A 12,485-nucleotide genomic window follows, 5' to 3' on the forward strand; every position below is an offset into this window, starting at 1 on the left:
TCAGCGGCCGAGGTCCTCCAGGCGTCGCCGCAGGTCCTCCGCCAGGCGGCTGCCGGTCGCCTCGTGGATCGCGACGGCCCGGCTCAGGCACGCGCGGACCAGGTCCTCGCGCCCGCCCGCCCGGCTCGCGAGGTCGGCGAGGTGCACCAGGGCCTGCGCCTCGTAGTGCGTGGCCTGCACCTCCGCCAACTCATCGGCTGCCGACCGGAGTTCGCGGATCGCTTCGTCCGTCTCGCCGAGGTGGCCGTGCACGACGCCGATCGCGGCCGTCACCCGGGCCGCCATGCGCCGGTCGGGCTCCTCGCGGTCCTCCAGCTCGCGCCGGGCCCGGCGCAGGGTGGCCATCGCCTCCGCGTGGTCCCCCGCCGCGTCCTGCGCACAGCCCAGGAAGTACGCGGCGATGGCCGCTCCGCGCGTCTCCCCCGCCCGTTCGTTGAGTTCCAGGGAGCGCCGGTAGGCGTCGGCGGCGCGCGACGGCTCGAAGAGGTCGCGGTAGCGGCCCAGGAACTCCTGCACGGACGCGCGCAGGACCAGGTGGCCGGACGTCTCGGCCAGGGCTACGGCCCGGTCCAGTTCCGCGCCCGCCCGGTCGTTCTCGCCGAGGTCCAGCAGGGGGCGTGACAGCAGGCTGCGCAGCCGCGCCTCGGCCGCCGTGGCCTCGGCGACCTGTCCGGCCGTGTCCGCCGACGCCGCCGCTGCCGCCGCCGCCCAGTTCCAGTGACTCCCGCCATGCCCCGAGGTAGCGGCGGTGGAGGAAGAACGCGGTGAACACCTCGGCCAACTGCCAGGCGAGGGTGTTCAGTTCCTGCCGGACCGCCGCGCGCAGCACCGCCAGGACGGCGGCCCGTTCGGTGTCCAGCCACTCCAGCGGCGGCGGGCCGCCTGCTGCGGCGAAGGGGTCGTCGACGCCGCGCAGCAGGGCGGGCAGGTCGGTGATCCGCAGCCGGTCGCGCCGGAGCGCGCGGTCGGCGCACGCGGTGAGGACGAGGTAGTGGGTGCCCACCCGCTCCGTCAGGGCCCTCTGCTCGGCCGGTGCCTCTTCCCGGGCCGCGCACTCGCGCGCGTGCAGGCGGACCAGGTCGTGCATGCGGAAACGGCCGTCGCCGACGGCCTCCACCAGGCTCGCCCGGGCGAGAGCGCGCAGCAGACGGTTCGCGCCCGCCGTGCCGGTGCCGGCGGCGACGGCCGCCACGCCCGCGTCGAAGACGCCGGTGGGCAGCCATCCCAGCAGGCGGTAGAGCCGGGCCGCGTCCGGGGGCAGCAGCCGGTAGGCGGAGCCGAGCACAGCGGACACCGAGATCTCCTCTCCGCCCGGGTCCGGGCCGTCCAGGGCCAGGCCCGGCAGTCTTCCGGTCTCGTCCGCCAGTTCGGCGGCCAGTTCCGTCATGCTCAGAGCGTCGTCGGTGGCCAGCCGGGCCGCCACGATCTGCAGGGCCACCGGCAGTCCGCCGCACAGCTCGACGAGGCGTTCCGCCGCCTCCGGTTCCGCCTCGACGGCCTCCGCGCCGCAGCGGTCCCTCAGCAACGCCAGACCGCCGTGCGCGTCCAGCGGCCGTACGGAGATCAACCGCGCTCCGTCGAGGGTCAGTTCGCCCAGTCTGCCCTGGCTCGTCACCAGGACCGCGCTGCCCGGGCCCTTGGGGATCAGCGCGCGTACCTGGGCGGGCTGGTCCACGTCGTCCAGTACGAGCAGGATGCGCAGACCCGCCGAGCGCGTACGGAAGAGGTTGGTCCGTTCCGCGAGTGAGCCCGGGATGGCGTCGTCGCCTCCGGGCAGCGACCGCAGGCACATGGCGAGGGCCTCCGAGACGTCCGCGCCGGCCGTCCCGGCGCCGGTTCCGGCACCGGTGCGGGTGCCGGTCCCGGTTCCGTCCCCGGCGCCGCTCCCGGCCCCGTTCGAGGTCCCGTCCCCGGCCCCCGGCGTGGTCCGGCCGGTCTGCCGGGAGGGACCCGTGCGGTCGCGCAGGGCCGCGAAGTCGACGTACAGCTGTCCGTCCGGGAAACGCTCCCGGGCCAGCGACGCCCACCGCCAGGCCGTGGTGGTCTTGCCGACGCCGGGGAGCCCGTTCAGGACGCCTACGCCGATACCGGCGGGCCCCGCCGTGCCTTCCGTGGGCGCGGAACCGCGCGCCCGTCCGCCGAGCACCGCGTCCAGCGCGGCAAGTTCGGCTGTCCGGTTGCTGAACGGGACGGTCACCGGCGGCACTTGATCGGGTGTGAAGGCGGGTGCCGAGGCGGGCAGCGGGGGCGAGGGGACGTTGAAGATGATGCCGCCGTGGATGTGCGAACCCTGGAAGACCGGGCCGTTGTTCACCTCTCCGGTGACGAGGTGGACGAAGGTGTGCGACGCCTCCGGGGCCAGCTCGGACAGCAGTCGTGCCAGTTCCTCGGCGGCCCCGGCGTCCTGCCGGAACACCGCCTCCAGGTGCTGCCGCAGCCTGGCCTGTACGGCGGCCTGGGCGGAGGTGTCACCGGCCGCCCTGGCTCGCTCCAGTTCCGCCCTCGCCGCCCCCAGGTCGTTCTCGGCGGTTCCGGAGCGCCGCGCGCCGCGCCGCCCGAAGAACGCGGCCAGCCCGCTCTTCGCGCGCTCCCACGACTCCGACACCATCAGGCCGACCAGGGTCGTCGCCCCCGACGCGGCAAGTGCCGCCAACTCGGCTTCCACACCGTCCCCTTAGCGATCCAGCGCCCCCGTGAGGCAGTCCGGCACCCACCGTAGAGAGATCCCGTCCGCTTGGACAGCGCGGCTCGCCGTACGCGAGCGGGTGCCCGTCGTAGCGCGGGCCGTCCCGGCACCGCACCCACGTTCCCTGTCGCGCCGTCAACCTCCCCTCGTCAGCCCGCGCACCACCGTCTCCTTGTCTCCCTCCGCGCACCGCCGACCGGCCGCGGCTGCACCGCCTGCGCCCAGGGGCACGCCCTGCGGATGCGGGTGATCTCGCCCCGGGAGCCGGCGCCGAGTTCGGGTGAGCGCGGGTGACGGAGCCCTCCACCATCCTGACGCCGAGGGCCGGCCCCGGGGTGACCGCCCGGCCGGCGCCGCCCTGGGTGGCGAGGGCGACCACACTGCGTTCGGCCGGGGCACGGGCCTCCGGCAACCTCATACGGACTGAGGGGTTCCATAAATAATCGAGTGTTCAGGCGATTTATCCGCGCATGACGTCTGGTGCGGTGCTCGTGCCCGTTCCTAGACTGCCGCTGCTTCTCCGGCCCTGTCCGGGCGGCAGCTCATCACCTGGCCGCGCCGTCCGACCGGCGGCGCTTTGTGAGGGAGGTTCCGATCATGGTCAAGCACTACCTCAAGTACGCCCTGAGCACTCTGTCCGCCGCGATGTTCGCGCACATGGCCTGATCCCGGGCCCCGGCACGCGCCGGGGGCGGGTGGGCGGACGGGGGGCCACGTGCCGCCCATCCGTCCGGACCGGGGCCCGCGGGTGCGAGGTGACGAGTGAAGGCCGCCGGCCCGGTCCCGGGGCGGGGGTCCCGTCCAGGTCCAGGCGTCAGGAGGGCTCCCCTTGTTCGGCACCGCCCTGAGTCAGCTCCGCTACGGCATGGCCGTGCTGCGCAACCGCCCGATCCGGCCGCGTGACCTGGAGCGCATCGCCCGCGACCTGGTCGCCACGCTGGAGGAGTTCGGCGCGCCCGGCGCCGACTCGGCGCTGCTGCCGGGGCAGGCGGGGCAGATCGATCCCGAGGTGCGGCGGACGGTCACCCGGCGCAGTCTGCGGGCCACCGCGCGGGCCGCGGTCCGGTACACCGCCTACTACCGGCACGTGTTCGAGCGAGCCGGACTCGACGCCGACGCCCTCGACCCCTTCGCCGACGGTTCCGGACCCGGCAGCTGGTCCCAGGTCCCGGTCACTTCGAAGAAGGCGCTGCGCGGCATGCCCGGGGCGTTCGTGTCGGCCGCGGCGCGGCCCGCCCTGATGGCCCTCACCACGGGGACCAGCGGAACACCCACGGCCGTGTGGTACTCGCGTGCCGAACTCGACGTCACCATCGCGCTCAGCACCATCTCGGCCGCCCTCGGCATGGGACTGCGTCCGCACCACACCCTCGCCTACGCCGGCTGCTCGCGGGCCACGCTGCCGCTGATCAACGCCGAGGAGTCGACGACACGGGTCGGCGCGTCCTTCGTCCAGTTCGGCACGCTGGCACCCGCCCTGGCCCTGGACCGGCTCGCCGCCCCGCTCGGACTGCCGGGCAAGGCCGGCCAGATCACCCACCTCAGCACCTCGGCCTCCTACCTGTCCGCGCTGGTGCACCGGGCCGAGCGGGACGGCTGGCGGCCCGCGGACTTCGGGCTGCTGAGCATCGGCGTGGGCGGCGAGGTGCTGTCCGGGCCGCTGCGCGAGCGCGCCGAGGCCGTGTTCGGGGCGCCCGTCGGGACCTCGTACCTGATGACCGAGACGCTGCCCTCCGGCGGTACGCCGTGCGGCCAGGGGCATCTGCACCACACCCCCGAGTTCGGGCACCTGGAGGTCCTCGACCCGCTCACCTGGGAGCCGGCCCCGCCCGGCGGCACCGGCGTGATCGTGCACACCCCCTACTTCCCCTACCGGGAGTGCACGCTGCTGCTGCGCTACGCCACCGGCGACCTGGTACGGACACCCTCCACCGCGCCCGCCTGCGAGCTGTCCCACCTGCCCGCCACCTCGGAGATCCTCGGCCGCTGGACCGGGCCGCTCAGCGCCTCCCTGACCACCCGCGCCCTGCTCGACCTCATCGAGGCCGAGCCCGAGGTGCCGCTGCCCGCCCGGTACTCGGTGACCGAACAGCCCGGCGGCGGCGCGCTGTTGCACCTGCTCGTGCCCTCCCTGCCCGCGACCGCGCTGCGGGCCCGGCTGGAGGAGCGCGCGACCGCGGCGGGCCTGCCGCTGGCCGGGCTGGTGCTCTACGACGACCGGTCGGCGATGCCGCCCACCAGCCCGCTCCGCGCCGACCTGCGCGAGCACAGCTTCGAGAGCGTGCCCGCGCCCGGCCGGCCGGGCCGCTCGCCCCGCGCCCCCGCCGTCGCCGCGCACGGCGGGGCCGCGGCGGGCGAGGAAGGAGGGGCCGGCGCGTGAACGGAACCGCCCTGGTGGCACTGAGCTGTTGCGTGGCCGCGCTCATGGCGGTGGCCGGCGGCTATCTGGCCCGGGTCACCGTGCCCAGGCCGCCGGTCGGCGTCTACGCCCCGGCGGACGTCGCCGTGCTCTGCGCCGGGGTGGTCGTGGCCCCGCTGCTGTACGGGGCGTTGCCGGGCGCCTGGGTGTCCGCGCTGTTCGGTCTGGTGCTCTGCGTGGCCGTGCAGTTCACGCTGGCTCCGCTGTGTTCCGGCCGCTGGGCCTGGTGCCTCGCGCTCGCGGCGACCGGCCTGACCGCGGGGGCGGCCGTCGCGGGCACGGCGGCCGGGGTGCGCGCCGGCACCGGCGTGCTGCTGGCGGTGGCGGTGGTGGGCGTGGCGAACCTGTGGGCGCAGAGCGGGATGCGTTCGGCCCAGGTGGCCGCGCTGGCCGCCGTGTTGACCTGCTACGACCTGGTCGCCACCACGCTCACGCACGTCACCGGGGACTTCTTCGAGCAGGTGCGGGGGCGGCCGTTCGCCCCGCTGCTCGCGCTCACCGGCGGCGCGCATCCGGTGGCCGTCGGCCTCGGGGACCTGCTGCTGCTCGTACTGTTCCCGCTGGTGGCGGCGAAGGCGTACGGCCGGGGTGAGGCGCTGCTCGCGGGGGCCGTCGGGGTGGCGGTCACCAGTGCGATCAGCGCGCTGTTCGCCGTGGGCGCGCTCACGGAGGGCTTCCCCCTGCTGACCGCGCTGGGGCCGCTGATCGTGGTGCAGCACCTGGTGTGGTCGCACCGGGCGGGCGGGGAGCGGACCACCGCCGAGTGGCGTGCCGGTGCCGTGGCGCCCGCGCCACGGCCGGGCGCCCTCGGGCCGGACGCCCGGCTGACCGCGGCGGTCGCTCTGACGGCGACCGGCCTGACGGCCGCCGCGGAGGGACTGACCGCCACCGACGACGGAACGGCGGCCGGCGACGGGGAGCTGACGGCCACCGGCGGAGGACCCGCGACCGCCCTCGGAGGAGGACCAGGGATCACCAGCGGAGGACCGGGGGCCGCCGACGAGGGGGTGACGGCCACCGCTTCGGGGCCGGGTGCGGGCGACGGAGGACTGACGGCCATCGGCCCTGTGCTGGAGGGCAGTTGGGTCGTCCTGCGCGACGGCCGTGTCGTCGGGGCCGGCGCCTCCCCCGGCCTGGCCCGTCGCGACGCCCGGGAACGCGGCGAGGAGGCCGGGCCGCTGGTGGCCCGCCTCCTCTGAGGGGCGCCCCGGCCCCGCCGCCGCCCTCGCCTCCGCAGCTGACGTGCCGTAGGTCACACGGCCTCACCTGGCATTCGGCGGCGCGTGCGTGAGCTGGGGCACATGCATGCTCCGTTCCCCGGTCAACTCGACGCGTCTTGGCCGCAATTGCGGGTATTCGTACAGACGTCCTGTTTGGGACCCACGTCTATTTCCGTAGTTTTCCGACTGTTTGTCCCTTTCACTCAGATGGTCCGCCGCACGACACCTCGGGTCACAGGAAGCAGTACGGATATGTCCAATTCATCCGCGATGCCAGAAGTCCCCCTCACCCCGCACACAGTTACCGCCGCCGAGGCCGTCCCCGGCGATCTGATCGCCCTCTCGCGGGACGAGACCGAGCGACGGCAGTGGTGTGTCGTGATGCACACGCTGCCCGAGTCACCGGAGACGATCCGGGTGACCCTGCGGCCGCCGCTCGGCGGCCCCGACCGCGAGGCGGTCCTCGCGCGCGGGCAGGAAGTGGTCGTCGCTGGGCGGCGGGTCGACGTCGCCGCCGTGCCCGCCGTGTCGTCACCGCGGCTGGACGCCGTCGAGTTCCGGGACGGCGACAGCGTCACCCGGCTGCGGGCCGTCGACCCGGAGGGCGTCGAGGTGACGTACCGGCGGCGCTGGGGGCTGTGGCACCGCGACCTCGACGACCGGAACACGCAGCCCGTGTCCGACGACGTCGTACGGGCCTGGGCGGCCGACGCCGACCGGGCCGGGTACGTCGTACGGCACCACGGGCGGCCCGCCCGCGAACCCTCGGCGGCCGGAGCGCGGCGGGTCGTCGTGACCGGCCTGGGCGCCATGACGCCGCTGGGCACCGGGGTGGGCGAGCTGTGGCAGGGGCTGCTCGCCGGGCGTCACGGCATACGGGAACTGGAGGGCGAGGAGTTCGCGGAGCTGCCCGTGCGCACCGCGGGCGTCGTGCCCGTGGATCCGTCCTCCCTGCTGCCCCGCGCCGCCGCCCGGCGGATGAACCGGGCCGCGCAGTTCGCCGTGCTCGCCGCCCGCGAGGCCTGGGGCGACGCCGGGTACGCCGAGGGCGGGACGCGGGAGAGCGGGCTCGACCCGGAGCGGGTCGGCGTCAGCCTCGGCTCCATCCTCGGGGACGCCTCGGTCCTCGTCGGCGGCGACCGCAAGCTGCGCGAGAAGGGGCCGCGCGGTGTGTCCCCGCTCACCACGCCGATGACCGTGCCCTCGCAGGCCGCCTCGCAGGTCTCGCTGGACCTGCACATCACCGGCGAGGCCCGGACCGTGACCAGCGCCTGCGCCTCCGGCACCGAGGCGATCGGACAGGCCGTCGACCGCATACGGTACGGCCGTGTGGACGTCGCCCTGGCCGGGGGCGCCGAGGCCGTCGTCACGCCGGCGATCATGGCGTCCTTCGCCGCCATGCGCGCCCTGTCCGGCCTGGATCCGGCCGACGGCACCTCACCGTCGCGGCCCTTCGCCAAGGACCGCGCCGGGTTCGTCAACGGGGAGGGCGCCGGGGTGCTGGTACTGGAGGCCGAGGAGCACGCCCGCGCCCGGGGCGCCCGGATCTACTGCGAGGCCGCCGGGTGGGGGCTGTCCGCCGACGCGCACCACATGGCGGCGCCCGACCCGTCGGGCGGCGGGGTCGCGCTCGCGCTGCGGCGGGCGGTCCGCGACGCGGGCGGGCACGTCGTGGACGTCGTCCACGTCAACGCGCACGCCACCGCCACCACGGAGGGCGACCTCGCCGAGGCCGGGGCGCTGCGGGCGGTGCTCGGGGCGGGTGGCGTGCCCGTCACCGCGCTCAAGGGACACCTCGGGCACCTGCAGGGCGCTGCGGGCGGCGTCGAGGCCGTCGCCGCCGTGCTCACCCTGCACAACGGCGTCGTACCGCCGACCGTGGGCTGCGCCGAGGTCGACGAGGAGATCGCGCTCGACATCGTCACCGGCACGCCCCGCCCCCTGCCCGGCGACGGCGACCTGGTCCTGAGCAACTCCTTCGGCTTCGGCGGCCACAACGCCGTACTGGCCCTGCGACGGCTGCCCGCGGCACACCGGGCAGGGCGCTGAGCCCTGCGGGCGCCGAACCTTGAGGCTGGGGCACCTCCCGGCCGAAGACCGAGGGGCACGTCCCGGCCGAAGGCTGGAACACCTCCCCGCCGAAGCCTGAGAGGCACCTCACCGGCCGAAGACCGAGGGGCACGTCCCGGCCGAAGACCGAGGGGCATCTCCCGGCCGAAGACCGAGGGGCATCTCCCGAACGAAGACCGAGGGGCACATCCCAGCCGGCGGGGAGGGGTTCTCGGAACACACCTAGGCCGTGCGTTTGCGGGACGCCGTCTTCTTCGCCGGGGTCTTCTTCGCGGCCGACTTGCCGGACGACGCGGTCTTCTTCGGCTGGGCCCGCGTCTGCGACGACTTGGACGCCGTCTTCTTGGCGCCGGAGGCGGTCTTCTTCGCGGAGGAGGCCGTCTTCTTGGCGGCCGTCTTCCCGGACGCCGCCTTCTGCGGAGCGGTGCGGGCCGCCTTGCGGCGCGGGAGGTGTCTGACCTCGGCGTCCCCCTCGCCCTCGCCGTCGGTCTCGGTCTCCTGGCCGCCCTCCCCGGCGGTCTTCGCCCCGTCCTCCTCCTCGCCCCGGGACCGCCTGGCCGCCCGCACGCTGTTCTCCAGGGCCGCCATCAGGTCGAGGACCTTGCCGCCGGGCGCCGGTTCATGGGTCTCGGGGGGTGCCTCGCCGGAGGCCTTCGCGGCGATGACCTCCTCCAGGGCCTCGCGGTACTCGTCGTGCAGGTCCTCCAGGTCGACCTCGCCGAGGGTGTCCATCAGGGCGTCGGCGAGGTCCAGCTCCTTGTCGCGGACCGTGACGTCGGTCTCCGGGGCGACGCCCTGGGGCGCACGGATCTCGTCCGGCCACAGCAGCCCGTGCATGGTGATCACGTCGTCCACCACGCGGAGCATGCCCAGCCGCTCACGCCCGCGCAGGGCGAACTTCGCGATCGCCACCCGCTCGCTGCGCTTGAGCGCCTCGCGCAGCAGGGTGTACGGCTTGGCGGCCGGGGCGCCGCTCGCGGCCAGGTAGTAGGCGTGCTCCATCTGGAGGGGGTCGATCCGGTCGGCCGGGACGAAGGCCACGATGTCGATCGTCCGGGCGGTCGGCAGCGGCAGGTGGGCCAGGTCCTCGTCGGTGATCGGGATGATGGTGCCGTCCGCGTCCTCGTACCCCTTGCCGATCTCGCCCTGGGTGACCTCGCGGTCCTCCAGCTCGCACACCTTGCGGTAGCGGATGCGGCCGCCGTCCTCCGTGTGGATCTGACGGAAGGAGATGGTGTGGTTCTCGGTGGCGTTCACCAGCTTGATCGGGATGCTGACCAGGCCGAACGAGATGGCACCGTTCCAGATGGATCGCACGTGCAGCACCTTCCGGGTCGGATCAGGCGGAGCCTTTTCGTCACGTATGTCCATGTTTCACGTGATAAGCATGCTTTTCTTATCGTATGGCGCCGATCACAGTGGTGGAGGGGCGACGGCTCGCGCTCAGCAACCTGGACAAGGTCCTGTATCCCGCGACCGGGTTCACCAAGGGCGAGGTGCTGCACTACTACGCGACCGTCGCCGACGTGCTGCTCCCCCATCTGCGGGACCGTCCGCTGTCCTTCCTGCGGTACCCGGACGGGCCGGACGGCCAGGTCTTCTTCGCCAAGAACGTGCCGCCCGGTACGCCCGAGTGGGTGACCACGGCCGAGGTGCCGCGCTCGGCGGGGCCGGCCCGGATGGTGCTCGTGCAGGACCTGCCGAGCCTGATGTGGGCCGCGAACCTGGTGACCGAGTTCCACACGCCGCAGTGGGTGATCGCGGCGCCCGAGGAGGCCGACCGGATCGTCTTCGACCTCGATCCGGGACCGCCGGCGACCGTGGTCGACTGCTGCCGGGTGGCGCTGTGGCTGCGGGAGCGGCTGGCCGCGGACGGGATCGAGGCGTACGCGAAGACCTCCGGGTCCAAGGGGCTGCACCTGCTGGCCGCGGTGCGCGGGGCGTCCGGCGAGCGGACCTCGGCGTACGCGAAGGGGCTGGCCGTGGAGGCGGAGAAGGCGATGCCGCGGCTGGTGGTGCACCGGATGACGCGCAGTCTGCGGCCGGGGAAGGTGTTCGTCGACTGGAGCCAGAACGCGGCGCGCAAGACGACGGCGGCGCCCTACACCCTGCGGGCGCGGGCGGAACCCGCGGTGTCGGCACCGGTGACGTGGGAGGAGGTCACCGAGTGCCGCGCACCGGGGCGGCTCGGCTTCCGGGCGGACGACATCGCGCCCCGGATCCAGGACTTCGGCGACCTGCTGGCCCCCCTGCTGGACAGGAAGCGGGCACCCGAGGTGCCGTGACCGGCGGGCGGCCACCGGTCACGGAGGTCAGGGACGACCGTGCGGCGGGCGGGGGCGAGCCGAGGGGTCAGGGGGCCGGCCGACGGCCGGGGAAGTCCGGCGCAGGCGTCCGATCGACGAACGCGGCCGACCGACCCCCCGGCGGACCGGCGAGCGCGGCGCGGCCGGCCGGCGGCCGGGGCGGGAACGGGAACGGGAACGGGCGTAGTTTCCTCCCGTGGGCCGCCGCCGGGTCTACGCCCTCGCCCACGTGCCCCGGTCGCGCGCCATCGCGTGCAGCGCTTCCACGTCCGCCGGTTTCAGCACGCCGCCTCCGCGGGCCAGGTCCGCCAGGTCCGTGTCCCGCAGGATGCGGACGCCGCGCGGCGGGGCCGTGACCCGCAGGTCGGCCGGGCCGGTCAGGGCCAGCAGCGGGTGGACCTCGGCGGTGAGGGCGTGGGAGGCGCGGGCGGCGGCCGCGCGGACGCCGCGCAGCAGGGGCTCCGGCTCGTGGCGGCCCAGCGTGACCGACGGGTCGGCCACCCGCACCCGCTGCTTGCGTGCGTACAGGGAGTGCACGGTGAACAGTCCGCCGGGGCCGATCACCAGGTGGTGGATGCGGTCGCCGCCGGGCAGCGGGACGGAGTGCAGGACGCGCCAGCCGGCGCCCTCCAGGCGGTCGAGCGCCTCCCCCGTCGCCCGTTCCGCCGCGAGCGCCCGGCGGCGCGGGTCCGGGCGGAGGCGGTGGGCGGGGGCCGGGTCGCGTTCGAGGGCGACGAGCAGCGCCTCACCGGGGCGGTTCGGCGCCAGGTCGTCGTCGGGGCGGAGGCTCAGCCGGGCCAGGTCGGCGGGGGTGGGGACGGGCGGCGGGCCCACCGCGACCGGACCGGTGAGGAAGGGGCCCAGCGCCTCCAGCACGGCCTCGCGGTCGTCCTCGGCCGGCAGGTGGACGCGGGCGGCCTCACGGTCGTACCAGGCGAGGACGCGTCCGTCGGCGGCGCGCACGTACAGCCGCTCCTGCCCCTGGTGTCCGCCCGGTACGACGCGCAGGCGGCCCGGACCGGGCGGGCCGGGCAGTCGACGTGGTCCGCTCATGCGCCATCACCCCCGCGACCATGGGAACAGGCGGGGTGCTGCCGGGGCAAGAACACGGCTACCTTTGAGGTGCCGTGGGTGGGGAGTTGGGGAGGCGCGCCGTTGCGGACCCGTGGGAACCAGCCCGACGTACCGGCTCCGGGGAACCCCTGGAGCGAGATCGTGCCCGGCCTGTGGATGGGCGGACACGAGTTCAGGAGCGGCGCCGGAGCGCTGGAGTCCGTCGTCGTGCACGACGAGTTCGACCTGGTGCAGTCGCTGCTCCGGCTCCCGGGGTACGGCCCCGGCCCCGGCGTCACGCACCAGGTGTGGCCGATCCCCGACGGGCCGCTCGACGGGACGCAGCTGGCCGGGGTGATGCGCCTGGCACAGGCCGCCTGCACCGCGCTGGACTCCGGCGGCCGGGTGCTCGTGCGCTGTTACTCCGGATACAACCGCTCGGGCCTCGTCGTCGGCCACGCCCTGATGCTGCGCGGGTACCGGGCCGACGAGGCGATCCGGCTGATCCGCGACCGCCGCTCCCCGTGGGCCCTGCACAACGAGCTGTTCGCCGACTACCTGCGGGCGGGCCTGGCGACGGCCCGGCTGCTGGAGGAGCTGGGGGAGCCGGCCGCCGAGTAGGAGATCCGTTTCTCACCTTCGCCGCGTACGCTCTGCGCACGCCGCCGGGCCGCACCCGCCCGCCCCGGAGGGCGGCAGCTCGTACGTAAAAACGACTTGCCACCGAATAA

9 protein-coding genes are annotated in these 12,485 nt (G+C 75.0%); 5 read left to right on the forward strand and 4 right to left on the reverse strand.

The window, feature by feature from the left end; translation table 11 throughout:
* Both ABZ719_RS10800 and ABZ719_RS10805 read right to left on the reverse strand, forming a co-directional pair.
* On the reverse strand, positions 1-180 hold the full coding sequence (locus tag ABZ719_RS10800) for a hypothetical protein (protein ID WP_366724860.1): 180 nt from the start codon (positions 178-180) through the stop codon (positions 1-3).
* Between the two features lie 10 nt (positions 181-190).
* Positions 191-2,665, reverse strand: a complete 2,475-nt coding sequence (locus tag ABZ719_RS10805) for an NB-ARC domain-containing protein (protein ID WP_366724861.1) — start codon at positions 2,663-2,665, stop codon at positions 191-193.
* Positions 2,666-3,515: 850 nt separating this feature from the next.
* On the opposite strand from ABZ719_RS10805, the gene ABZ719_RS10810 reads away from it, so the two are divergent.
* From ABZ719_RS10810 to ABZ719_RS10820, 3 genes are all read left to right on the forward strand, one after another.
* Positions 3,516-5,066, forward strand: coding sequence for a phenylacetate--CoA ligase family protein (locus ABZ719_RS10810; RefSeq protein ID WP_366724862.1), 1,551 nt, complete (start codon positions 3,516-3,518; stop codon positions 5,064-5,066).
* The gene (locus tag ABZ719_RS10815) at positions 5,063-6,304 is read left to right on the forward strand and encodes a hypothetical protein (RefSeq protein WP_366724863.1); all 1,242 of its coding nucleotides are present in this window, start codon (positions 5,063-5,065) and stop codon (positions 6,302-6,304) included. The genes ABZ719_RS10810 and ABZ719_RS10815 overlap by 4 nt, the downstream gene beginning before the upstream one ends.
* 291 nt (positions 6,305-6,595) lie before the next feature.
* The gene (locus ABZ719_RS10820) at positions 6,596-8,374 is read left to right on the forward strand and encodes a beta-ketoacyl-[acyl-carrier-protein] synthase family protein (protein ID WP_366724864.1); all 1,779 of its coding nucleotides are present in this window, start codon (positions 6,596-6,598) and stop codon (positions 8,372-8,374) included.
* Positions 8,375-8,617: 243 nt separating this feature from the next.
* Here ABZ719_RS10820 and ABZ719_RS10825 read toward each other — a convergent pair whose 3' ends face one another.
* Positions 8,618-9,712 (reverse strand): Ku protein, encoded by a 1,095-nt coding sequence (locus ABZ719_RS10825; protein WP_366724865.1) that lies wholly within the window; start codon positions 9,710-9,712, stop codon positions 8,618-8,620.
* A gap of 86 nt (positions 9,713-9,798) precedes the next feature.
* Between ABZ719_RS10825 and ligD the strand changes: the two genes are divergently transcribed.
* The gene (gene ligD, locus ABZ719_RS10830; RefSeq protein WP_366724866.1) at positions 9,799-10,680 is read left to right on the forward strand and encodes a non-homologous end-joining DNA ligase; all 882 of its coding nucleotides are present in this window, start codon (positions 9,799-9,801) and stop codon (positions 10,678-10,680) included.
* Positions 10,681-10,914: 234 nt separating this feature from the next.
* Here ligD and ABZ719_RS10835 read toward each other — a convergent pair whose 3' ends face one another.
* Positions 10,915-11,754 carry a nuclease-related domain-containing protein gene (locus tag ABZ719_RS10835; protein WP_366724867.1) on the reverse strand — a complete coding sequence of 280 codons (840 nt, stop codon included), beginning with the start codon at positions 11,752-11,754 and terminating at the stop codon, positions 10,915-10,917.
* Between the two features lie 102 nt (positions 11,755-11,856).
* Between ABZ719_RS10835 and ABZ719_RS10840 the strand changes: the two genes are divergently transcribed.
* The gene (locus tag ABZ719_RS10840) at positions 11,857-12,375 is read left to right on the forward strand and encodes a protein phosphatase (RefSeq protein ID WP_366724868.1); all 519 of its coding nucleotides are present in this window, start codon (positions 11,857-11,859) and stop codon (positions 12,373-12,375) included.
* The last annotated feature ends 110 nt before the right edge of the window (positions 12,376-12,485 follow it).

The sequence above is a fragment of the Streptomyces sp. NPDC006743 genome, assembly GCF_040703815.1.
GTDB lineage: Bacteria > Actinomycetota > Actinomycetes > Streptomycetales > Streptomycetaceae > Streptomyces.

Coding starts and splice junctions, on each gene's coding strand:
- ABZ719_RS10820 (WP_366724864.1), top strand. CDS start 6,596: ATGCCAGAAGTCCCCCTCACCCCGCACACAGTTACCGCCGCCGAGGCC.
- ligD (WP_366724866.1), top strand. CDS start 9,799: ATGGCGCCGATCACAGTGGTGGAGGGGCGACGGCTCGCGCTCAGCAAC.
- ABZ719_RS10835 (WP_366724867.1), bottom strand. CDS start 11,754: ATGAGCGGACCACGTCGACTGCCCGGCCCGCCCGGTCCGGGCCGCCTG.